The sequence below is a fragment of the Rahnella sp. PCH160 genome (genome assembly GCF_047784855.1).
Classification (GTDB): Bacteria; Pseudomonadota; Gammaproteobacteria; order Enterobacterales; family Enterobacteriaceae; genus Rahnella.
The window spans coordinates 2,337,916-2,358,676 of the sequence record NZ_JBLOGT010000001.1 but is presented as its reverse complement, the minus strand read 5'-3'; the positions used below and the strand labels follow the sequence as shown (position 1 = coordinate 2,358,676).

Annotated in this window: 19 protein-coding genes; 5 read left to right on the top strand and 14 right to left on the bottom strand. The window is 52.8% G+C overall.

Annotation, left to right across the window (positions count from 1 at the left end; genetic code table 11):
- Positions 1 to 5 precede the first annotated feature (5 nt).
- Positions 6 to 2,150: a phosphate acetyltransferase gene (pta, locus tag ACM5QY_RS11070; RefSeq protein WP_416122869.1), complete on the top strand. Its 2,145-nt coding sequence runs from the start codon at positions 6 to 8 to the stop codon at positions 2,148 to 2,150.
- A gap of 64 nt (positions 2,151 to 2,214) precedes the next feature.
- Here pta and ACM5QY_RS11065 read toward each other — a convergent pair whose 3' ends face one another.
- From ACM5QY_RS11065 to ACM5QY_RS11045, 5 genes are all read right to left on the bottom strand, one after another.
- On the bottom strand, positions 2,215 to 3,168 hold the full coding sequence (locus tag ACM5QY_RS11065; RefSeq protein WP_416120665.1) for a transketolase family protein: 954 nt from the start codon (positions 3,166 to 3,168) through the stop codon (positions 2,215 to 2,217).
- Complete coding sequence (locus ACM5QY_RS11060) at positions 3,161 to 3,994, bottom strand: transketolase (protein ID WP_416120664.1); 834 nt, start codon at positions 3,992 to 3,994, stop codon at positions 3,161 to 3,163. Before ACM5QY_RS11060 ends, ACM5QY_RS11065 begins: the two co-directional genes overlap by 8 nt.
- A gap of 105 nt (positions 3,995 to 4,099) precedes the next feature.
- Entirely contained in the window at positions 4,100 to 5,476 is a 1,377-nt protein-coding gene (locus ACM5QY_RS11055) for a PTS ascorbate transporter subunit IIC (protein WP_416122868.1), read from the bottom strand.
- A 173-nt stretch (positions 5,477 to 5,649) separates the two neighbouring features.
- Complete coding sequence (locus tag ACM5QY_RS11050) at positions 5,650 to 5,931, bottom strand: PTS sugar transporter subunit IIB (protein WP_104921260.1); 282 nt, start codon at positions 5,929 to 5,931, stop codon at positions 5,650 to 5,652.
- Positions 5,932 to 6,072: 141 nt separating this feature from the next.
- Positions 6,073 to 6,516: a PTS sugar transporter subunit IIA gene (locus tag ACM5QY_RS11045; RefSeq protein ID WP_416120663.1), complete on the bottom strand. Its 444-nt coding sequence runs from the start codon at positions 6,514 to 6,516 to the stop codon at positions 6,073 to 6,075.
- A 351-nt stretch (positions 6,517 to 6,867) separates the two neighbouring features.
- Between ACM5QY_RS11045 and ACM5QY_RS11040 the strand changes: the two genes are divergently transcribed.
- Entirely contained in the window at positions 6,868 to 7,884 is a 1,017-nt protein-coding gene (locus ACM5QY_RS11040) for a LacI family DNA-binding transcriptional regulator (RefSeq protein ID WP_416120662.1), read from the top strand.
- 38 nt (positions 7,885 to 7,922) lie between these two features.
- Here the strand turns inward: ACM5QY_RS11040 and yfcD are convergent, their stop codons facing one another.
- Positions 7,923 to 8,540 carry an NUDIX hydrolase YfcD gene (gene yfcD, locus ACM5QY_RS11035; RefSeq protein WP_416120661.1) on the bottom strand — a complete coding sequence of 206 codons (618 nt, stop codon included), beginning with the start codon at positions 8,538 to 8,540 and terminating at the stop codon, positions 7,923 to 7,925.
- A gap of 315 nt (positions 8,541 to 8,855) precedes the next feature.
- Here yfcD and yfcG point away from each other — a divergent pair, with 315 nt between their 5' ends.
- Together yfcG and ACM5QY_RS11025 are read left to right on the top strand one after the other, a co-directional pair.
- A complete protein-coding gene (yfcG, locus tag ACM5QY_RS11030; RefSeq protein WP_416120660.1) occupies positions 8,856 to 9,485 on the top strand; it encodes a GSH-dependent disulfide bond oxidoreductase in 630 nt (209 codons plus the stop codon).
- Positions 9,486 to 9,635: 150 nt separating this feature from the next.
- On the top strand, positions 9,636 to 10,532 hold the full coding sequence (locus ACM5QY_RS11025) for a TIGR01777 family oxidoreductase (protein WP_416120659.1): 897 nt from the start codon (positions 9,636 to 9,638) through the stop codon (positions 10,530 to 10,532).
- 713 nt (positions 10,533 to 11,245) lie between these two features.
- On the opposite strand, the gene ACM5QY_RS11020 is transcribed toward ACM5QY_RS11025, so the two are convergent.
- Positions 11,246 to 12,841: an ABC transporter substrate-binding protein gene (locus ACM5QY_RS11020; protein WP_416120658.1), complete on the bottom strand. Its 1,596-nt coding sequence runs from the start codon at positions 12,839 to 12,841 to the stop codon at positions 11,246 to 11,248.
- Between the two features lie 159 nt (positions 12,842 to 13,000).
- Here ACM5QY_RS11020 and pepT point away from each other — a divergent pair, with 159 nt between their 5' ends.
- On the top strand, positions 13,001 to 14,233 hold the full coding sequence (gene pepT / locus ACM5QY_RS11015) for a peptidase T (RefSeq protein ID WP_416120657.1): 1,233 nt from the start codon (positions 13,001 to 13,003) through the stop codon (positions 14,231 to 14,233).
- Positions 14,234 to 14,285: 52 nt separating this feature from the next.
- Here the strand turns inward: pepT and hisP are convergent, their stop codons facing one another.
- From hisP to cvpA, 7 genes are all read right to left on the bottom strand, one after another.
- Entirely contained in the window at positions 14,286 to 15,059 is a 774-nt protein-coding gene (gene hisP, locus ACM5QY_RS11010) for a histidine ABC transporter ATP-binding protein HisP (RefSeq protein WP_101076125.1), read from the bottom strand.
- A 29-nt stretch (positions 15,060 to 15,088) separates the two neighbouring features.
- A complete protein-coding gene (locus ACM5QY_RS11005; protein ID WP_416120656.1) occupies positions 15,089 to 15,805 on the bottom strand; it encodes an ABC transporter permease in 717 nt (238 codons plus the stop codon).
- The gene (locus ACM5QY_RS11000) at positions 15,802 to 16,488 is read right to left on the bottom strand and encodes a histidine ABC transporter permease HisQ (RefSeq protein ID WP_416120655.1); all 687 of its coding nucleotides are present in this window, start codon (positions 16,486 to 16,488) and stop codon (positions 15,802 to 15,804) included. Before ACM5QY_RS11000 ends, ACM5QY_RS11005 begins: the two co-directional genes overlap by 4 nt.
- Before the next feature lie 106 nt (positions 16,489 to 16,594).
- On the bottom strand, positions 16,595 to 17,377 hold the full coding sequence (argT, locus tag ACM5QY_RS10995) for a lysine/arginine/ornithine ABC transporter substrate-binding protein ArgT (protein WP_416120654.1): 783 nt from the start codon (positions 17,375 to 17,377) through the stop codon (positions 16,595 to 16,597).
- A 323-nt stretch (positions 17,378 to 17,700) separates the two neighbouring features.
- Positions 17,701 to 18,273, bottom strand: a complete 573-nt coding sequence (locus ACM5QY_RS10990; RefSeq protein ID WP_416120653.1) for a UbiX family flavin prenyltransferase — start codon at positions 18,271 to 18,273, stop codon at positions 17,701 to 17,703.
- 198 nt (positions 18,274 to 18,471) lie between these two features.
- Entirely contained in the window at positions 18,472 to 19,989 is a 1,518-nt protein-coding gene (gene purF / locus ACM5QY_RS10985) for an amidophosphoribosyltransferase (RefSeq protein WP_104921250.1), read from the bottom strand.
- 30 nt (positions 19,990 to 20,019) lie between these two features.
- Positions 20,020 to 20,511 carry a colicin V production protein gene (gene cvpA, locus ACM5QY_RS10980; RefSeq protein WP_104921249.1) on the bottom strand — a complete coding sequence of 164 codons (492 nt, stop codon included), beginning with the start codon at positions 20,509 to 20,511 and terminating at the stop codon, positions 20,020 to 20,022.
- Positions 20,512 to 20,761 lie beyond the last annotated feature (250 nt).

Below are 20,761 nucleotides of genomic sequence, written 5' to 3'. Positions count from 1 at the left end.
CAATTATGTTGATCCCAACAGGCACCAGCGTAGGTCTGACCAGCGTCAGCCTGGGTGTGATCCGTGCAATGGAACAAAAAGGCGTCAGCCTGAGCATCTTCAAGCCTATCGCGCAACCGCGTACCGGCGGCGATGCTCCTGACCAAACCACCACCATCATTCGTGCTAACTCCACCGTGACCGCAGCTGAACCGCTGAAAATGAGCCACGTTGAAGCCTTGCTGAGTTCAAACCAGCAAGACGTGCTGATGGAAGAAATCATCGCGCGTTACCATGAAAACACCAAAGACGCTGAAGTCGTTCTGGTGGAAGGTCTGGTTCCAACGCGTAAACACCAGTTCGCGAATGCCCTGAACTATGAAATCGCCAAAACCCTGAACGCAGAAATCGTCTTCGTTCTGGCGCTGGGTAACGATTCTCCGGCACAACTGAAAGAGCGTATCGAACTGGCCAGCAGCAGCTTCGGCGGCAGCAAAAACAAAAACATCACCGGCGTTATCATCAATAAGCTGAACGCACCGGTTGACGATCAGGGTCGTACACGTCCTGACCTGTCTGAAATCTTTGATGATTCCACCAAAGCCAGCGTCGCTAACATTGACCCGACTCAGCTGTTCGCCAACAGCCCGCTGCCGGTTCTGGGCTGCATTCCGTGGAGTTTCGAGCTGATTGCCACCCGCGCAATCGACATGGCGAAACACCTGAATGCCCGCATCATCAACGAAGGTGATGTCAAAACCCGCCGCGTGAAGTCTGTGACTTTCTGCGCACGCAGCATTCCTCATATGCTGGAACATTTCCGTCCGGGTTCACTGCTGGTGACCTCCGCAGACCGTCCGGACGTGCTGGTTTCAGCCTGTCTGGCCGCGATGAACGGCGTTGAAATCGGCGCTATCCTGCTGACCGGCGGCTACGAAATTGATGACCGCATCAACCAGCTGTGCGAACGTGCTTTCCAGACTGGCCTGCCGGTCTTCATGGTAGAAACCAACACCTGGCAGACTTCCCTGAGCCTGCAAAGCTTCAATCTGGAAGTGCCTGCGGACGACCATCAGCGCGTTGAGAAACTGCAACAATACGTGGCTTCTCACATCAACGCTGACTGGATCAACTCGCTGAGCGCGCACTCCGAGCGTTCTCGTCGTCTGTCTCCTCCGGCCTTCCGTTATCAGCTGACCGAACTGGCCCGCAAAGCCGGCAAACGCATCGTTCTGCCTGAAGGCGACGAGCCACGTACCGTGAAAGCGGCTGCGCTGTGTGCTGAACGTGGTATCGCAGAATGCGTTCTGTTGGGTAACCCTGACGAAATTAAACGTGTTGCGGCGGCTCAGGGCGTGACGCTGGGTAAAGGCATCGAAATCGTAGATCCGGTGGCTGTGCGTGAAGAATACGTTGCGCGTCTGGTTGAGCTGCGTAAAAGCAAAGGGATGACCGAAGTGGTTGCCCGCGAACAACTGGAAGACAACGTGGTTCTGGGCACGCTGATGCTGGAACAGGGTAACGTTGACGGTCTGGTTTCCGGTGCTGTTCACACCACCGCAAACACCATTCGTCCTCCGTTGCAGCTGATCAAAACCGCGCCGGGCAGCTCGCTGGTGTCTTCCGTATTCTTCATGCTGCTGCCTGACCAGGTTCTGGTTTACGGCGACTGTGCGATCAACCCGGACCCAACCGCTGAACAACTGTCAGAAATCGCAATCCAGTCTGCGGATTCTGCGGCTGCCTTCGGTATCGAACCACGTGTTGCCATGATCTCCTACTCAACCGGTGACTCCGGTGCTGGCAGCGACGTTGAGAAAGTGCGTGAAGCGACCCGTCTGGCGCAGGAAAAACGTCCTGACCTGATCATCGATGGTCCGCTGCAATACGACGCCGCTATTATGGCTGACGTAGCGAAATCCAAAGCACCAAACTCACCGGTTGCCGGTAAAGCTACCGTGTTCATCTTCCCTGATCTGAACACCGGTAACACCACGTATAAAGCGGTACAGCGTTCTGCGGATCTGGTCTCTATCGGGCCGATGCTGCAAGGCATGCGTAAACCGGTTAACGACCTGTCACGTGGCGCGCTGGTTGACGATATCGTCTACACCGTTGCCCTGACTGCGATTCAGTCTGCTCAGGCAGATGCGGCGGCTGAAGCTAAATAAGCTTAACCCTCTGAACGCCAAACGCCGGTCTTTTTGACCGGCGTTTTTTTTGGCGCAATAGAAATCACAGCAGCGCTTTGGCGGCTTCCAGAATATGTTCAGCCGTCAGGCCGTATTCCTGCTGTAAAAACTCCTGCGTTCCCACCTGGCCGTAACGCTCTTTCACGCCGACACGACGCATCGGCACGGGGTGATTTTCTACCAGCACTTCTGCCACCGCCGATCCCAGACCGTTATGAATACTGTGGTTCTCACAGGTTACGATTTTGCCCGTTTTCGCTGCGTACTGAATAATGATGTCTTTATCGATGGGTTTGAGTGTAAACATGTCGATCACGGCAGCGCTGACGCCTTCGCGCTCCAGCATTTCTGCCGCCTTCAGCGCTTCCGCCACCATAATGCCATTGGCAATCAGCGTCACATCGCTGCCGTCACGCAGCAGATTTGCCTTGCCGATGGTGAAAGTCGAACCGTCCTTGTAAACCTGCGTGGCCTGTTTGCGGATGGTCCGCACCCAGTAAAAGCCTTTCAGATCCATCAGCTGCAACAGGATATTGCGGAACATCACCGCATCGGTCACTTCCATCACCACCGAATTCGCCAGCCCGCGCACAATCCCCATATCTTCAAACGACATGTGTGTGCCACCGTTGTGGCAGGCGCTGACGCCCGCATCAGAGGCGATGATTTTGACGTTATTCTTCTGGTAATCCAGCGACATAAACAGCTGATCGAAACAACGGCGGCTGGCGAAGGCGGTAAACGTATGCACAAACGGCACACGGCCGGTCAGCGATAAACCTGCCGCCACCCCAATCACGTTGGCTTCCATGATGCCGCAGTTAATCACGTGATCCGGGTGATCTTTGTGCACGCTGTCCATTGCCATCGAGCTCATCAGGTCGGCTTCCAGCGCGATAATCGGCGTGTTCTCAACAATCTTCTCGCGCACGGTATTGGCGTAAACTTTGCGCATTTCAACCGCATCTTTCTGCAATTCCAGAGTGACTTCAAACATGGGCGGCCTCCAGCTCGGCAATAGCGTTTTCAATTTCCAGTTTTACATCAGGCGTTAAGCGCAGGTGATGGGAGTTCGCCAGTTGCTCGAGATACTTCACGCCCTGCCCTTTTATGCTGTCGAGGATCACCACCAGCGGACGTTGTTCGGCATGGCGCACCGGCGTAACGGCTTCGCTGATTGCCATTACGTCATCGCCTTTAAGGGTTTGTACATCAAACCCGAATGCACTGAATTTTCCCGCCAGATCAAAAGGCTTAATCACTTCATCCAGCGTGCCGTCGAGTTGTTGTTTGTTGTAATCGATGAACAGTATCAGGTTGTGCAAATTGTGGTGAGCGATGAACTGGAAGGCTTCCCAGCACTGCCCTTCATTGAGTTCACCGTCGCCAAGGATGCAGAAAACGCGGTTGGAACGGCCAGCCAGCTTATGCGAAAGCGCCATACCCGCCGCGATGGAAACACCCTGCCCGAGTGAACCGGTTGTGGCGTCCACACCCGTGGTGCGCAGACGGTCCGGATGGCTCGGCAAACGGGTGCCGTTTTGGTTCAGCGTTTGCAACTCGCTGACCGGGAAATACCCCTTCAGCGCCAGCGTGGCGTACAACGCCGGGCCCGCATGGCCTTTGGAAAGCACGAAATAATCGCGCTCCTGCCAGTCCGGTTTACTCGGGTCGATACGCATCACATCGCCGTACAGGACGGCCAGCGTTTCCACCACAGACATGCTGCCGCCGTAGTGCCCGAACCCCAGACCGGTCAGCATTTTCAGCGTCTCGATGCGGATATGGCGGGCCAGTTCACGAACCTCCTGGACATCTTTCATCTTGATGGGTCCTTATTTTAGTGAGCACTTATCCTGGCCTGTTATTGCTAACAGGCAGGATGAGTGTTTTCCGGTTAGATTGAAGAAACGTATTGATGCAGGGAATTACTTCTCAGTGACTTCTTTATCAGCCACCGGTTTTTTGCCGAGATAGTTCCAGGCAACCAGTGCCGCGAAGATGCCGACAATCAGCGCCATGATGCCTTCCTTCGACATGAAGCGGGCCAGATTACCCAGCAGAATACCGATAACGCCGAAGTCCGCATCAGAGAAGGTTGCGTTGGCAAAGCCCAGCGCGCCGAGCACCGGTAACAACAGAACAGGCAGGAAAGTAATCAGCACGCCGTTGGCAAAAGCACCGACCATCGCGCCACGGCGGCCACCGGTTGCATTACCAAACACGCCCGCCGTTGCACCGGTGAAGAAGTGCGGCACGACGCCCGGCAGGATCAGCACCAGATGCATCTGCCCTAACAGGAACAGACCGACCAGACCGCCGAGGAAGCTGAACAGGAAGCCAATCAGCACGGCATTTGGAGCGTACGGATACACCACCGGGCAATCCAGCGCCGGACGGGCATTGGGTACCAGTTTTTCGGAGAAGCCGACGAACGCCGGAACGATTTCCGCCAGAATCAGGCGCACACCTTGCAGGATGATGAACACACCCGCCGCGAAGGTAATCGCCATGATGATGGAGTACACCAGATAGTTCTGGCCTGAGCTGTAGGTTTGCTCGACAAAAATCTGCCCGGCAAACACCGCCATGATCAGGTAAATGATGATCATGGTCAGCGAGATGGAAATTGAGCTGTCGCGCAGGAAACTGAGGTTTTTAGGCAGGTTCATTTCTTCGGTTGAGCGTGAGCCCTTCCCGACTTTGCTGCCGATCCAGCCCGATAACACATAACCGATGGTGCCGAAATGGCCGAATGCCACATCGTCGCTGCCGGTGATTTTGCGCATATAACGCTGCGCCAGTGCCGGGAAGAATGCCATGATCAGGCCCAGCGTCAGGGAACCGGTGAAGACCAGTGCAACCCCTTCAAAACCGGCAACGGTCAGGATAACGCTGATCATACAGGCCATATAAAACGTGTGATGCCCGGTCAGGAACACATATTTCAGACGGGTAAAGCGCGCCACGATCAGGTTTGCCACCATACCGAACGCCATGATTAAGGCCGTCGGTGCACCGAATTTCTCAAGTGCGATGGAAACAATAGCTTCGTTGTTTGGAATAATACCCTGGATATTAAAGGCGTGTTCAAACATGCCGCCGAGTGGATTTAATGCGCCCACCAATACGGTGGCACCGCCCGCCAATACTAAAAAGCCCAGTATTGTTTTAACGGTTCCCTTAACCACATCTGAAAAGTTTTTCTTTTGCGCAACCAGGCCAATTAATGCAATAAGCCCGACCAGCACAGAAGGTACTTTTAATATATCAACCACAAACTTGAGCGTTTCCTGGATAAACATATCCACCTCGTTATTCCCTGTCATACTTCGAACTGCAGATGGGTTGGCTGCGTTCACTCACCCGAATCACTTACAGTAGTAAGCTCATCGGGGTTCCTTCACTTGCCGCCTTCCTGCAATTCGAATTATTTTGGGAAAATATTGATTTTATTTGTAGGGTTATTCAGTGACGATCAGGACACTGGGTGTTTTTCAAAATGCGCAATCAGTTTGGTTTCAAGTTCATTAATATCAATAATGTTCGTAATGACCACGAGCTGGTTTTCCGGAATACTGGCGCTGGCGGCAATGTCCTTCGCCATGACAAACAGATCCGCTTCGCCAGGGATAGCCGATGACAAATCTGAGTGCTGAACATCGGCCTGAATGTTTAATTTCTTCAGGACTTTCTTGATATTGATTTCGACCATAAAGCTGCTGCCTAAACCGGAACCGCAAATCGCCATAATCTTCATAAATTCACCTGATCTTTATCTGTTTTTTAACGCGTAGGGCATACGTACCCGCTACGCAGGATAATGCATATGAAAAACACTTTTTTTCTGAGAGTGAAATCGCCGTCCTGTTTAAATTAACGGTATAGCACTTAACCAAAATTAATAACGGGCGATGACTTCCTGTATTTCATGTAATGCTTTGGCCTGGAATATTTTCTGCATATCTTCTTCGCTGGAAAACAATTCTGCCAGTTCGGAAATAAGTTCAATATGACTGTGCTTATCCGGTGCAGATAACATCACCACCGTATACACCGGGTCGTTATCTTCCGAATTAAACTTCACCCCGTGTGGCAATGTCAGCAATGACAACCCTAATCCGTTAGCGCCTTCTTCCGGCCTGGCGTGTGGCATCGCAATGCCGGGTGCCAGAACAAAATACGGGCCCAGTTTTTCCCGCTGAGCAAAAATTGCCGTCAGGTAATCGGGTGTAATCGTCCCTTCCTTCAGCAACGGTTCAGCGCTCACTTGCACAGCTTCTCGCCAGTCCGTGATATCTGTTCTGATCTGAATCCTCTCAGAAGTCAGCCACTCATTCAGCATAGTTATGGCTCCGGTTTATTTTTTTAAGATGGCGTGTCGAATTTCCCCCAGACACCACCCACGATCCAGACTCTACTTCAGCGATAGCGTTAACATCTGTGATACAACTCACAAAGATAGCGCTACCAAGCTTCTATCATTGAGAACTGTGATAGCGCTATCAAAAATAGTTCCGCGACGGAACCATCAGCCCTCCGGCCACAGAAATAACGGTATACTTTGTCTGGAAATTGCCGATAATTTACCGAATTCTGCCGTGGTTCCTGTTCGACACCGGTCCTGCTGCGGCCTGTTTTTTTCGCTATGCCTGCGGGTATAATTTTTGCGCAAGATGCGCAGCCAGGATCGTGAATGTCCATCAACAAAAAAAGACGCAGTACCGGAAGAGTGACGCTGGCCGATGTCGCGCAGCTTGCGGGCGTGGGAAGCATGACCGTTTCCCGTGCGCTGCGAACACCGGAACAGGTCTCCGATAAGCTGCGGGAAAAAATCGAAGAAGCGGTCAGCCAGCTGGGATATCTGCCCAATCAGGCTGCCAGTTCGCTGGCCTCCGCCTCTTCCAATACCATTGCGATGATTGTGCCGAGCCTGTCCGAATCAGGCTGCGCCGAGATGTTTGCTGGTCTGCAAAAAGTGCTGCAACCCGCCGGATATCAGATCATGCTGGCGGAATCCCAGCACCGGATCGAGCGCGAAGAGAAGCTGCTGGAAACCCTGCTCTCCTATAATCTGGCGGCCGCCATTTTGCTGTCGGTCGAGCACTCCGCCAACGTGCGCCAGTGGCTGGATAACCTGACCATTCCGGTTCTTGAAATCGGTGCGCTGACCGATTCCCCGATAGACATGAACATTGGTATTGATTACGTCGAAGCCATGTTTCTGCTCACGCAAACCGTGGTCGCGAAGGGCTATCAGAATATTGGTATGCTGTGCGCCAATCAGGAACAGTGGATTTTCCAGCAGCATCTGCAAGGCTGGCGTAAGGCGATGCTGAAGGCGCATATGTCGCCGCATCGCGTGATAAACGCCGCTGAACCCGCCTGCTTCTCAACCGGCGCACAGCAGTTGCCGGAGTTCCTGCTCGCCTGGCCGGAAATTGACGCACTGGTTTGCGTTTCCGACGAGATGGCGTGCGGTGCGCTGTACGAATGCCAGCGCCGGCGCATCAAAGTGCCGGACGACCTGGCCGTCGTCGGGTTTGGTAATGCAGATGTGAGCAAAGTCTGCCAGCCGCCGCTGACCACGATTGCCATTCCGCACAAAGAAATTGGGATACGCGCCGCGCAGGCACTGCTGGCGAGAATTCATGACGAAGAATGGGAAGAAGTGACGATCGCGTCGTCATTGTGTAAGCGGGACAGTTGCTAGAAAAGCCGCGGACGACTCAGCATCGCCCGCCAGCTGCCTTACTCCGCGTCACCTTCGGAGTGCGCGCTGTTATCATCCTGCGCACTTTCCGGGGCTAACGCAGCCGGTTCACGTGTCAGCGGTTTACCGTGTTCTTTTTCATTGTTACGCGTCATCCACAGAGACAATGCCTTCAGGGAATCCGGGGTAAATTCATCACAGCGCGCCGTGATTTCTTCCGGCGTCATCCAGCGAACCGCATCAATCTCTTCTTCCTGCAAAGCGAAAGGCCCGTGTGAAACGCAGCTGAACAGCGCGCCCCAAACGCGGCATTTATTTTCTTCTTCAAAGTAGAATTGCCCGTGATCTGCAAAGGGAACACCGGCAATACCCAGCTCTTCTTCTGCTTCACGGCGGGCAGAATCAAGAATATTTTCACCGCTTTGCACCACCCCACCGGCGGTGGCATCGAGCCAGCCCGGATAGAAGTCTTTGGTTTCAGTACGACGCTGAACCAAAATATTGCCCATGCCGTCATGAACCACAATATAGCTGGCACGGTGACGCAGGACCTGAGCGCGCATTTGTTGTCGGCTGGCCTGGGCAATGACCTCGTTTTCTTCATTGACGATATCTACCCATTCATCCGTACTGATGTTTTGCTCTTGTTCTGACATCCGATGAACCTTCTCTTTTAAGCGCGGGTCTGTGCGCAATAAGTCTGTGCGCAGTCATTTTGCAACACGTCGATAATGTTCGGAGATTCTATCTGGGTCTGCAGGGTGGCTTCAATAGCTATGGGTGCGTTGATGCAAGCTAAAAGCTAAGTTATCACGCAAAGTTTGCCATCAGACAACTCCGACTTAGACTTCTATTCACTCACGTTATGATACCCTATTAACTCAGATAAAAAGCTTGTGATTAGCAGTAACACATAGGCGCATTTCGCCCCGCAAATCGCCAAGAGTGATTAAAACAACGCAGGAGGCAATATGATTGATCTTTATTACGCACCAACACCTAATGGCCATAAAATTTCTCTTTTTCTTGAAGAGAGTGGCCTGCAATACCGGCTCCATCGCATGGATATCAGCGCCGGAGACCAGTTCAAGCCTGAATTCCTCACGATATCCCCGAACAACAAAATCCCGGCCATTGTCGACAGCCAGCCTGTTGATGGCGGTGAGCCCGTCAACGTCTTTGAATCCGGTGCCATTTTGCAGTATCTGGCAGAAAAAACCGGCAAATTCCTGAGCAAAGAGCTGCGCGAACGCACTGCGACGCTGGAATGGTTGTACTGGCAGGTTGCCGGGTTTGGTCCTATGCTTGGCCAGAACCATCACTTTACACATTACGCCCCGCAGCCGGTGCCTTACGCCATCGAACGTTTCCTTCAGGAAACGCGGCGTCTGTACGGCGTTCTGAACCGCCAGCTGGAGAAAAACGCGTATATCGCCGGTGATCATTACAGCATCGCGGATATTGCCACGTACCCGTGGGTGGTGGCGCACGAGCGTCAGCGTATTGATCTGGCGCAATACCCGGCCATCCGCAACTGGTTCGAGCGTGTCAAAGCGCGTCCCGCAACTCAAAAAGCTTACGCGCTGGTTTCAGTGCAATAATCTCTTTCGCCTCCGGTGTCTGCCGGAGGCGTTCTGAATTCCGCAGAAAAAATAATTCCTAATTGTGCTCCATATCGCGAGTTAATGGCGATGACTCATCTATGATTAGAGACAGTTCATCCGCGTATTCAGACAGTTAAGGATCACGATATGAAGATCTTGATTACCGGCGCTACCGGGCTCATTGGCCGTAAACTGACGGAACGGCTTCTCGAGCAATCTCATCAGATTACCGCGTTAAGCCGTGCGCCTGAACGTGCGGCAAAACTGCTGGGGCCAAAGGTTCCGATCTGGGAAACCCTCGGCGGCAAAACAACGCTGGACGGTTTTGACGCGGTGATTAATCTGGCGGGCGAACCGATTGCCGACAAGCGCTGGACAAAAGAACATAAAGCCTTGTTGTGCGAAAGCCGCTGGCAGTTAACAGAAAAACTGGCGACGTTGATCAATGCCAGCCAGACGCCGCCTTCGGTCTTTATTTCCGGCTCCGCCGTCGGTTATTACGGCGACCAGGGTCAGGCGCTGGTGCCTGAGGATGAACCGCCGAATAAGCAGTTTACCTGGCAACTGTGCGCACGCTGGGAAGCACTGGCGCTGGCAGCCGAAAGCCCGCGCACCCGCGTTTGCCTGTTGCGTACCGGCATTGTTCTGGCGAAAAAAGGCGGTGCACTGGCCAAAATGGTGTTGCCTTTCCGCGCCGGGCTGGGCGGCCCACTGGGCGATGGTCAGCAATATATGCCGTGGATCCACATTGATGACATGATTGATGGGATTATTTTCCTGCTGACGCACGAAACGCTCTCCGGCCCGTTCAATATGGTTTCGCCTTATCCAGCCCGTAATGAGCAGTTCAGCGCCTTGCTCGGTGAAGTCCTGCACCGCCCGGCGTTTATGCGCGCGCCCGCGCCGGTGATACGTTTGCTGATGGGGGAATCAGCGGTGCTGGTTCTTGGCGGGCAGCGGGCGTTGCCGAAACAACTCGAAGCCGCGGGATTTACCTACCGACATAAGGAGTTGAAGGAAGCACTCGAGGATTTGCTTAAGTGAAGGGCCGGCAGCCCTTCGACCCGCTCGAGCGGATTTTTCACTTGCAGTGAGGCGCGCTAAAAGCTGATCGAGGTGGTTTCGGTTTCTCAATTGCGGTGATCGCTTAACTCACCGCGCCGAAACCGCCCAAAAGAGGCCAGGACGGGCCTCTCTTGGATCTCTCGCGTCTTTTCACTGCGCGCTACCGCTCGCTGGCTATGTTTCAGATGCCACAGTTATAGCCGCGAAATCTTGCCGCTGCGCGGTTACCTTTCTCGGTTTCGAGCCATGGGTCTCGAAACTCTTCGCGCGGCAAGCTTTCTGAAAGCGGCTGGAGGCTTATCTAAATTCAACGGCATTTTTAAGTAGCAATCCGCAGTGAGGTTGCGAATTAGAAAGTTTGTGGCCGCTTTCAAAACGACGTTGAGTGAGAGGTGAGAAACGGCGAGAGTCTTTTCCGAGCAGGTTCGAACCCGAAGCGAAAGTACCGCGCAGCGGCGGCGTTTGCGGCACTAGCCGGAGTTGCTGAAACATAGCCAGCAAGCGGCAGCGCGCAGTTGAAAAGCGCGGGTGTCCAGAGGGCGCGCGCGTTAACGCGCCCTTTGGGCCAGTTTGGGCGGCGAGCCCAAGGTCTTGCCGGTTTGGGTGGCAACCCAAGGTTTTGACCTGAGTTAAGCGAACACCGCTATTGAAAAACCGAAATATTCTCGATCTAGTACTCGCCGCCGCAGGCCCTACTCCTTTATATCCGTCTGATAAAAGACATGTTTCCCAAACGGGTCAATCTCATATCCACTCACTTCCTTACGAACCGGTTCGAAAATCGTCGAGTGCGCGATCATCACCGCCGGAGCCTGATCATGCATCATCTGCTGCGCCTGCTCGTAGAGCGCGACACGCTTCGCATGATCGGTGGTTTCCTTGGCTTCGGTAATCAGCTGGTCGAACGGCGGGTAGCACCATTTCGCGGAGTTTGAACCGCCCTTCGCCGCATTACAGGTAAACAGCGGGCCGAAGAAGTTATCCGGGTCACCGTTGGCGGTTGTCCAGCCCATCAGCGCGGCCATGTGTTCGCCGTTACGGATACGCGTCTGATACTCACCCCACTCAAAACTGATGATGTGCGCCTTCACACCAATCTTCGCCCAGTCGGCCTGAATCATCTCCGCCATGCGGCGCGCATTCGGGTTGTAAGGACGCTGAACCGGCATCGCCCACAGATCGATATCAAAACCGTTCGGCATGCCGGCTTCTGCCAGCAACGCTTTGGCTTTCTCCGGCGAATAATCGTAGTCGGCAACCTTATCGTTATAACCCCAGACACCCGTTGGCAGCAGCGTTTTGGCTGCGGTGCCTGTACCGCGGAACACCGCTTCAATGATTTGTGGCTTATTGATCGCCATGCTCAGCGCCTGACGCACTTTCACGTTATCCAGCGGCGGCTTCTGGGTATTAAACGACAGGAAACCGGTATTCAGGCCGGACTTGCTCATCAGGTTAATGTCTTTATTGGCGCGCAACCGGTCGAGATCGGCCGGGTTCGGGAACGGCATCACCTGACACTCGTTTTTCTCAAGCTTGGCGAGACGCATCGCGGCATCCGGCGTGATGGTATACACCAGACGGTCAATTTTAGATTTGCCCTGCCAGTAATCCGGGAACGCCTTGTACAGCAGACGCGTGTCTTTCTGATATTGCACCAGCTCAAACGGGCCTGTGCCGACCGGGTTCTGATCCAACTTCTCAGGCGTACCGGCTTTCAGCATCTGATCGGCATATTCTGCCGAGAGGATCGACGCGAAATACCAGGCCAGATCCGCCACGAAAGGCGCTTCCGGGCGGGTCAGATTGAAGCGTACGGTGTAATCATCCACCTTGTCGATACTGCCAATCAGATCACCCAGTTTCAGGCTGTCGAAGTTCAGATACGTGCCGCCGGAAATTTTATGGTAAGGATTATTTTCGTCTTTCTGGCGCATGAACGAGAAGATAACGTCGTCAGCATTAAAATCGCGGGTCGGCGTAAACAGCTTACTGCTCTGGAACTTCACGCCTTTGCGCAGATGGAACGTGTAGGTTTTGCCATCCGGGCTGACATCCCAGCTTTCCGCCAGGCTCGGCACCAGCTCCGTCGTGCCGGTTTTGAAATCCACCAGACGGTTGTAAATCGGCACGGCGCTGGCATCCACCGAGGTGCCCGAGGTGTAGAGTTGCGGGTTGAATTGCTCCGGCGAACCCTCAGAGCAGTAAACCAGCGTTTTCGCCGAGACGCCGCCGGTGATGGCTAATGCCAGTAAACCTGTGCTTATTTTTAAGATGTTGTGTTTCATTCTTTTCCCTATTTTCCCTGTCCGGAGAGTGTTTAGATCTTCTTCATCGTGGAACATAAAGCAAAAACAGATTAACATCTGAATAACACCTAGTAATGCTTTGTTATATATGAAAATCTTATAACAACACACCTTATTGGCGATCATTCAGAGGTCAAGATGTCGACACCAATCGCAAAACAGCTTACCGAACGTTTCTACCGCTATCTCTCCGTGACGTCACAAAGTGACGCCAGCGCGACCACACTCCCCAGTACGCCGGGGCAGCATGATATGGCGCGTTTACTGGCCGATGAGCTGCATCAGCTCGGTCTGGAAAACATTCAGATTGACGAGCATGCGACCGTCACAGCGGTCAAGCCGGGCACAAAAAAAGGCGGCCCGCGCATCGGTTTCATTACGCATATTGATACCGTGGATGTCGGGCTGCGCCCGGACATTCACCCGCAAACACTGCGTTTTACCGGCGAGGATTTGTGTCTCAACAAAGAACAGAATATCTGGCTGCGTCCTGCGGAAAGGCCGGAAATTTTACCGTATCAGGGCGAAGAAATTATTTTCAGCGACGGCACCAGCGTGCTCGGCGCGGATAATAAAGCGGCCGTTACCGTGGTGATGACATTGCTGGAAAACCTCGGTCCGGATCAGGAATACGGCGATATCGTGGTGGCCTTTGTGCCTGACGAAGAGATTGGCCTGCGCGGTGCAAAAGCGCTGGATCTCGCCCGTTTTGATGTGGATTTCGCTTACACCATCGACTGCTGCGAGCTCGGCGAAGTGGTATACGAAAACTTCAACGCTGCTGCCGCTGAAATTACCTTTACCGGTGTCACCGCGCACCCGATGTCAGCCAAAGGCGTGCTGGTGAACCCGCTGCTGATGGCGCAGGATTTCATCAGCCATTTCGACCGGGCCGAGACGCCGGAAAACACCGAAGGCCGCGAAGGTTATGTGTGGTTCAACGGCATGAGCGCCTCGCAGCAAGGGGCTACGCTGAACGCGTCCATCCGTGATTTCGACAGCGCCAGTTTTGCCGCCCGTAAGCAGAAGATTCAGGATGTCGCGAAAGACATTGCCGCGCAATATCCGACGGCAAAAGTGTCGGTTGAAATCAGCGACACCTACAGCAATATCAGCAGCGCCATCGGTGAAGACCGGCGTGCGATTGATTTGATTTTTGCGGGTCTGAAAGAGATTGGCGTTGATCCAAAAGTGATCCCGATGCGCGGCGGCACTGACGGTGCAGCGCTCTCAGCGAAAGGGTTACTGACGCCAAACTACTTCACTGGTGCGCATAATTTCCATTCGAAATATGAGTTTCTGCCGGTGAATTCGTTTGTGAAATCCTATGAACTGACCGAACAGCTTTGCCTGCTGGCCGCGAAAGGCTGATTCGACTCGCCTTTTGTCTTGCTCCTCCCCTTCGCAGGGGAGGGCGTTTTTATTACTTCAACGCACCGGACAGGAACTGCTGTAAACGGGCGCTTTTCGGATTACCAAAGACTTCACCCGGATCGCCCTGCTCTTCGATAACGCCCTGATGCAGGAAAATCACATGGCTGGAAACGTGACGGGCAAATTCCATTTCGTGTGTGACCACCACCATGGTTTTCCCCTCTTCTGCCAGTTTTTGCATGATACGCAATACTTCGCCCACCAGCTCCGGGTCCAGCGCTGACGTCGGTTCATCAAACAACAACACTTCCGGCTCCATCGCCAGCGCTCGTGCAATAGATACACGTTGCTGCTGACCGCCTGACAGGTTCACAGGATATTTTCCCTGCGCACGGGCGTCGATGCCCACTTTATCGAGGTATTTCACCGCACGTTCACGCGCTTCGGCTTTGCTTAATCCCAGCACCTGAACCGGCGCTTCCATGACGTTTTCCAGTACCGTCATGTGGCTCCACAGGTTGAAATGCTGGAAGACCATCGTCAGTTTGGTGCGCAGCAGTTGCAGCTGTTTTTTGTCGAAAACTTTCAGTTGTCCGTCGGTGTCACGCACCATACGGATATCCTGATTATTTACGCTGATCGAACCTTCGCTGGGTTTTTCCAGGAAGTTAATGCAGCGCAAAAAGGTACTTTTCCCGGAACCTGATGAACCGATGATGCTGATGACATCGCCCGCATTGGCAGACAAAGACACGCCTTTCAGCACTTCGTGGTCACCGTAGCGTTTGTGTAAGTCGAGAACCGCTAATTTGTTTTCTGGCATAATATTTATATCCGCAATGGTTATTTTTATCAGTGGCTTGACTGAGGCTTAACGTGCGCCAGCCAGCGTTTTTCCGCCTTGCGGAACAGACCAATCAGGACAAAAGAAACACAAAGATAAATCACCGCCGCAATCCCGAATGCGTAGAAAGGCTGATAGGTCGCGGAGTTAATATCACGGGCGATTTTCAGCACATCCGGCACCGTCGCGGTGAAGGCCAGCGCGGTGGAATGGAGCATAAGAATCACTTCGTTGCTGTACGCGGGCAGCGCCGTGCGCAGAGCCGACGGCAAAATAATGCAGGTATACAGTTTAAAGCGCGAGAAACCGTAGGCATTGGCCGCTTCTATTTCACCATGCGGAACTGAACGGATCGCCCCGGCAAAAATCTCGGTGGTATAAGCACAGGTGTTCAGCGTCAGCGCGAGGATCGTACAGTTCAGGCCGCTGCGGAAGAACGCATTGAGAAAATCAGTGCCGCGCACGATTTCCAGGCTGTACATCCCGGAGTAAAACACCAGCAACTGAACATACAGCGGCGTGCCGCGAAAAATATAGGTATACAGCCAGATCGGATAACGGATGAATTTGTTGGAGGAAACGCGGCCCACAGCCATCGGCACCGCCAGCAACCCGCCTATCACCACGGAACTGATCAACAGCCACAACGTGATTGCCAGGCCGGTAAATCGGTAGCCGTCGCTGTACAGCAAGGACATGCCGTATTGTTGTAAAATTTCGATCATAGATCCGCCCTCTTCACACCCAGCGAATAGCGGCGATCAAGCCAAACCAGTACGCCGTTCGACAACGTCGTAAAAATCAGATAAACCACACCCGCGACAATCGCGAAGTAGAAAGGCTGGTACGTGCCTTTACCTGCCAGCTGCGTCGCCTTCACCACATCATTCAGGCCGAGCAAGGACACCAGCGCGGTGGCTTTCAAAATAACCTGCCAGTTATTGGCAATTCCGGGCAGTGCAAAACGCATCATGGCCGGGAATAAGATACGACGAAAAATTTGCGAACCGCTAAACCCAAACGCCGTCGCGGCTTCAATCTGGCCGCGAGGAACCGCCATAAAAGCACCACGAAACGTCTCGGTAAAATAGGCACCGTAAATAAAGCCGAGGGTAATAATACCCGCACTCATAGGATCGATATTAATCTGAGAAAAGCCGAGGGATTCAGTCAGGCTGTTAAGCGCAATCTGCAATCCGTAGAAAATGAGCAACATCAACACCAGGTCAGGGACGCCGCGAATAAGCGTGGTGTAACAGCCAAAAAAACCCGAAATAACCCGACTCTTTGACAGTTTCCCGCCAGCCCCGATAAGCCCGATCACCAACGCTAAAATCACTGACGAAATCGCCAGCTCCAGTGTCACCAATGTGCCCTGGATAATTACCTGGGAATACCCATACAGCATGTAGTTTTCCTGTCTTCAGTGGATCCCGGCGCAGGCCAGATTAAAGCCTGCGTCAGAACCGCAGGGAGCGGCGAACCGCTCCCTTTGGCACATCTCACAGCGCAAATCAGCCGCCGTAAACGTCAAAGTCGAAGTATTTTTTGGCCAGTTTGTCGTAAGTCCCATCTTTACGCATGCTGTCGAACGCTTTGTTCAGCGCAGCTTGCAGATCGGTTTCGTTCTTACGCAGCCCCATACCTGTCCCTACACCGAAGAATTTATCGTCTTTCACGGAAGGACCGGCGAACGCGTAATCTTTACCGGCGGCTTGTTTCAGGAAGCCTTCGCTGCCTGCCACTTCATCCTGGAAAGCCACATCCAGACGACCCGAAGCCAGATCGGCGTAGATCAGGTCCTGGTTCTGGTAAGCCACCACGTTGATGCCTTTTGGCTGCCACAATGCGTTGGCATACGCTTCCTGAGTAGAACCCTGCAACACACCGACGTTTTTGCCTTTCAGCGCATCCAGCGTTGGCAGAATTTTAGAGCCTTTTGGCGCGATCAGACGGGCATTAGCGGCGTACAGTTTTTCTGTGAAATCAATTTCCTGCTGACGTTTTTCAGTGATCGACAGGGACGAGATGATCGCATCAATTTTCTTCGCTTTCAGGGAAGGGATCAGCGCATCGAAATCACTTTCAACGTAAGTACATTTGATGGCAGCGCGTTTACACATCTCGTTTGCCAGATCGATATCAAAACCTACCAGCTTGCCGCTGGAGTCTTTTGACTCGAAGGGCGCGTAAGTCGGATCAGTACCGATATTAATTGCTTTAGGCACGGCAGCAAATGCACTACCTGCACTGGCTAAGACCAGAACCAGCGGAAGAACCTTGAACAACTTTTTCATACAGTAGCCTCAGTGATTATTCATCTGTTGTGATTGTGTGTGCGTGAATGAACGTCTTTTTATAGTTTGCTGAACGGCGCAAATGGCTTTTTGGCCAGGTTTTCTCATGCACGTTCCGTGCCGTTTCTCCGTAAGGTGATTTTCAACTCATGAAGAACGAAAACCGTTCAAAAAAGCATCGGGATAATGAAAGTTTTCAAAGGTCTGAAGGAAGAATAGCTGAAGCGCTCGCGAACATTGCACCTGAATGAATCAAATTGTGATCATCATTGGTGCAATGTAACGGAATTGCGCGAAAGAGGTGCGTATCGCGGTGGGAAAGTTTAGTGGCTGCCCTGCCATCGAACAAATAAGTCTTCAGGAAGCTCAATATCAAACTGGTCGATCACCCGGTTGACGGTCTGATCGATGATATCTTCCACGGTTGCTGGGCGATGATAAAAGGCCGGAACCGGCGGCATGATAATCGCGCCCAGTTCGGCGGCCTGCGTCATCAACCGTAAATGCCCTAAATGCAGCGGGGTTTCGCGAACGCACAACACCAGACGACGCCTTTCTTTCAGCACCACGTCAGCCGCGCGCGTCAGTAAGCCGTCGGTGTAGCTGTTCACAATGCCGGAAAGGGTTTTGATTGAGCAGGGCAAAATCACCATGCCCATCGTTTTAAATGAACCGGAGGAAATACTGGCGGCGATATCGCGGGAATCATGCACCACATCGGCCAGCGCCTGAACATCACGCAGTGTCAGATCCGTTTCCAGCGTCAGTGTCTGGCGGGCGGCATTGCTCATCACCAGATGGGTTTCGATATCAGGCACGCTTTGCAGCACCTGCAATAACCGGACGCCATAAATCGCGCCACTCGCGCCGGAAATACCGACAATAAGTCGTTTCATAAACACTGCCTCAGGAAATTCGCGCGAAACAATCAGTATGAAGAAGTATACACGCCGGAGAATGGGTCTGACTTTGCCGGAATGCCGGAGAATTGGCAACCTTAAGGCACGGGAATTTGAACGGGGAAGACAGGCGGAGGGAACAACAATAACGCGCCCGCCCGGCCTTTCAGCCTGAGCGGGCGCATTTCAAAGGCTTCAGCCTTCGTTATGCATTTCGAGGTTTTCAGCTTCCTGCTGGCCACGTAATGCCTGAGCATCATCGTTGCGCAGCGCTTCGAGGTATTCCAGATAGTCCTGGTCAACGTCTTTGGTGACGTAAATACCGTCGAATACGGAACACTCAAATTTCTCGATATCAGTGTTGTCTTCTTTCACTGCAGCGATAAGGTCGCTGAGATCCTGGAAGATTAACGCATCAGCACCAATGATCTGATTGATTTCGCTGACTTCTCGACCATGTGCAATCAGTTCGTTAGCGCTCGGCATATCGATACCGTAGACGTTCGGGAAACGAATTTCCGGCGCGGCTGAGGCCAGATAGACGCGTCGTGCACCGGCTTCACGTGCCATCTCAACAATTTGCTGAGAGGTGGTGCCGCGCACGATAGAGTCATCGACCAGCAGAACGTTTTTGCCACGGAACTCAGCACGGTTAGCGTTCAGTTTACGACGTACAGACTTACGGCGTTCCTGCTGACCCGGCATGATAAAGGTACGGCCTACGTAGCGGTTTTTCACAAAACCCTGACGGTACGGTTTATCCAAGATACGTGCGATTTCCAGTGCGATATCGCAGGAGGTTTCCGGAATCGGAATGACCACATCGATATCCAGATCTTCCCATTCACGGGCAATTTTCGCGCCCAGCTTTTCACCCATACGAACACGAGCGCTGTAGACGGAAATTTTGTCGATAAACGAGTCGGGACGGGCAAAATACACGTATTCGAACAGGCACGGGTTGTACTGCGGATCATCAGCACACATGCGGGTAAACAGCTGGCCTTTTTCGGTAATGTACACCGCTTCGCCCGGCGCAACATCACGCAGGAACTCAAAGCCCAGCGTATCAAGCGCCACGCTCTCAGAGGCCACCATATACTCATTGCGGCCATCTTCCAGCGTGCGTTTACCGATAACCAGCGGACGAATACCGTGCGGATCGCGGAACGCCAGCATACCGTGGCCGATGATCATCGCCACACAGGCATAAGCGCCACGAATTTTCAGGTTCACGGCAGCCACGGCGGCGAAAATGTTGTCAGCTTCCAGCGGGTAATGCTGGAAACGGTCCAGTTCACTCGCCAGGATATTGAGCAGGATTTCAGAATCGGAAGTGGTGTTCACATGACGGCGCTGGCCTTCGAACAGGTTGCTTCTCAATTCGTGAGCATTGGTCAGGTTACCGTTGTGGGCCAGTGTAATGCCGAACGGAGAGTTGACGTAGAAAGGTTGAGCTTCTGAGGCACTGGAACTGCCAGCCGTTGGGTAGCGAACATGGCCGATACCCATGTTGCCTTGTAAGCGTTGCATATGGCGGGCTTCAAAAACATCTTTCACCAGGCCATTGGCTTTCCGTAAACGGAAATTGTTATTGGCATCGATGGTGGTGATGCCAGCAGCATCCTGCCCACGGTGCTGTAACACCGTTAACGCGTCATAAATCGACTGGTTTACCGGCATGAAACCGGCGATACCGACAATACCGCACATGTTGTCTTTTCCTCTTCAGCGCTGCCAGAACTAAATATGTTTTGGCAAGAAACTCGACGTGCTCTGCAGGTAGTCAAAGAACCACCTGATGATATAACTGAACTGTGGGATCAACTGGGATTGTTTCCAGTCGTCACTTTGCGAAAAACTGGTGAAGGTATCCAGGAAGAACAGCATCGCGGAGACAATAAGCACACCGCGCAGTGCGCCGAAGCACACACCTAACACCCTGTCAGTGCCGGACAACCCGGTTTTTTCAACCAGTGAACTGATCACATAGTTGACAATTGCACCTACGATCAACGTCGCGATGAACAAGATGGCAATTGCGATCCCGTTTCGAACTAACTCATCTTCGAAACGCGTGAAGTAGATGGCGAGATACGGGTAATAATGACTGGCAACAAAGAAGGCGCAAGCCCAGGTAACCAGTGATAAAGCCTCGCGAACAAAGCCACGGATTAAACTGACTAAGGCAGAAAATCCGATAACCGCAATGATGACGTAATCAATCCAGACCATTAACAATTCCAGTGTCTAATCTAGTCGCGTCTACCCCGGCATCCAAATCGCTGCGAATTCTAACAGAAAAAGAAAACGTTTGCGTAGCGGAAATCAGCCGGTCAGACAAATTAATAATAGCGATTAAAAAAACCTCAACCGCAGCATAAACCTATAAAAACCCAACCCGGCGATCTTATAGAAAAAGGGCACAAATCGCTTGTGCCCTCCCTGGTATTTTTTGTGTTTTTATCACGCCTGTCGCCTTCCT

Excerpts from the sequence above, each read along its gene's own strand:
- pta (WP_416122869.1), top strand. The coding sequence starts at position 6 with ATGTTGATCCCAACAGGCACCAGCGTAGGTCTGACCAGCGTCAGCCTG.
- ACM5QY_RS11065 (WP_416120665.1), bottom strand. The coding sequence starts at position 3,168 with ATGTTTGAAGTCACTCTGGAATTGCAGAAAGATGCGGTTGAAATGCGC.
- ACM5QY_RS11060 (WP_416120664.1), bottom strand. The coding sequence starts at position 3,994 with ATGAAAGATGTCCAGGAGGTTCGTGAACTGGCCCGCCATATCCGCATC.
- ACM5QY_RS11055 (WP_416122868.1), bottom strand. The coding sequence starts at position 5,476 with ATGTTTATCCAGGAAACGCTCAAGTTTGTGGTTGATATATTAAAAGTA.
- ACM5QY_RS11050 (WP_104921260.1), bottom strand. The coding sequence starts at position 5,931 with ATGAAGATTATGGCGATTTGCGGTTCCGGTTTAGGCAGCAGCTTTATG.
- ACM5QY_RS11045 (WP_416120663.1), bottom strand. The coding sequence starts at position 6,516 with ATGCTGAATGAGTGGCTGACTTCTGAGAGGATTCAGATCAGAACAGAT.
- ACM5QY_RS11040 (WP_416120662.1), top strand. The coding sequence starts at position 6,868 with ATGTCCATCAACAAAAAAAGACGCAGTACCGGAAGAGTGACGCTGGCC.
- yfcD (WP_416120661.1), bottom strand. The coding sequence starts at position 8,540 with ATGTCAGAACAAGAGCAAAACATCAGTACGGATGAATGGGTAGATATC.
- yfcG (WP_416120660.1), top strand. The coding sequence starts at position 8,856 with ATGATTGATCTTTATTACGCACCAACACCTAATGGCCATAAAATTTCT.
- ACM5QY_RS11025 (WP_416120659.1), top strand. The coding sequence starts at position 9,636 with ATGAAGATCTTGATTACCGGCGCTACCGGGCTCATTGGCCGTAAACTG.
- ACM5QY_RS11020 (WP_416120658.1), bottom strand. The coding sequence starts at position 12,841 with ATGAAACACAACATCTTAAAAATAAGCACAGGTTTACTGGCATTAGCC.
- pepT (WP_416120657.1), top strand. The coding sequence starts at position 13,001 with ATGTCGACACCAATCGCAAAACAGCTTACCGAACGTTTCTACCGCTAT.
- hisP (WP_101076125.1), bottom strand. The coding sequence starts at position 15,059 with ATGCCAGAAAACAAATTAGCGGTTCTCGACTTACACAAACGCTACGGT.
- ACM5QY_RS11005 (WP_416120656.1), bottom strand. The coding sequence starts at position 15,805 with ATGATCGAAATTTTACAACAATACGGCATGTCCTTGCTGTACAGCGAC.
- ACM5QY_RS11000 (WP_416120655.1), bottom strand. The coding sequence starts at position 16,488 with ATGCTGTATGGGTATTCCCAGGTAATTATCCAGGGCACATTGGTGACA.
- argT (WP_416120654.1), bottom strand. The coding sequence starts at position 17,377 with ATGAAAAAGTTGTTCAAGGTTCTTCCGCTGGTTCTGGTCTTAGCCAGT.
- ACM5QY_RS10990 (WP_416120653.1), bottom strand. The coding sequence starts at position 18,273 with ATGAAACGACTTATTGTCGGTATTTCCGGCGCGAGTGGCGCGATTTAT.
- purF (WP_104921250.1), bottom strand. The coding sequence starts at position 19,989 with ATGTGCGGTATTGTCGGTATCGCCGGTTTCATGCCGGTAAACCAGTCG.
- cvpA (WP_104921249.1), bottom strand. The coding sequence starts at position 20,511 with ATGGTCTGGATTGATTACGTCATCATTGCGGTTATCGGATTTTCTGCC.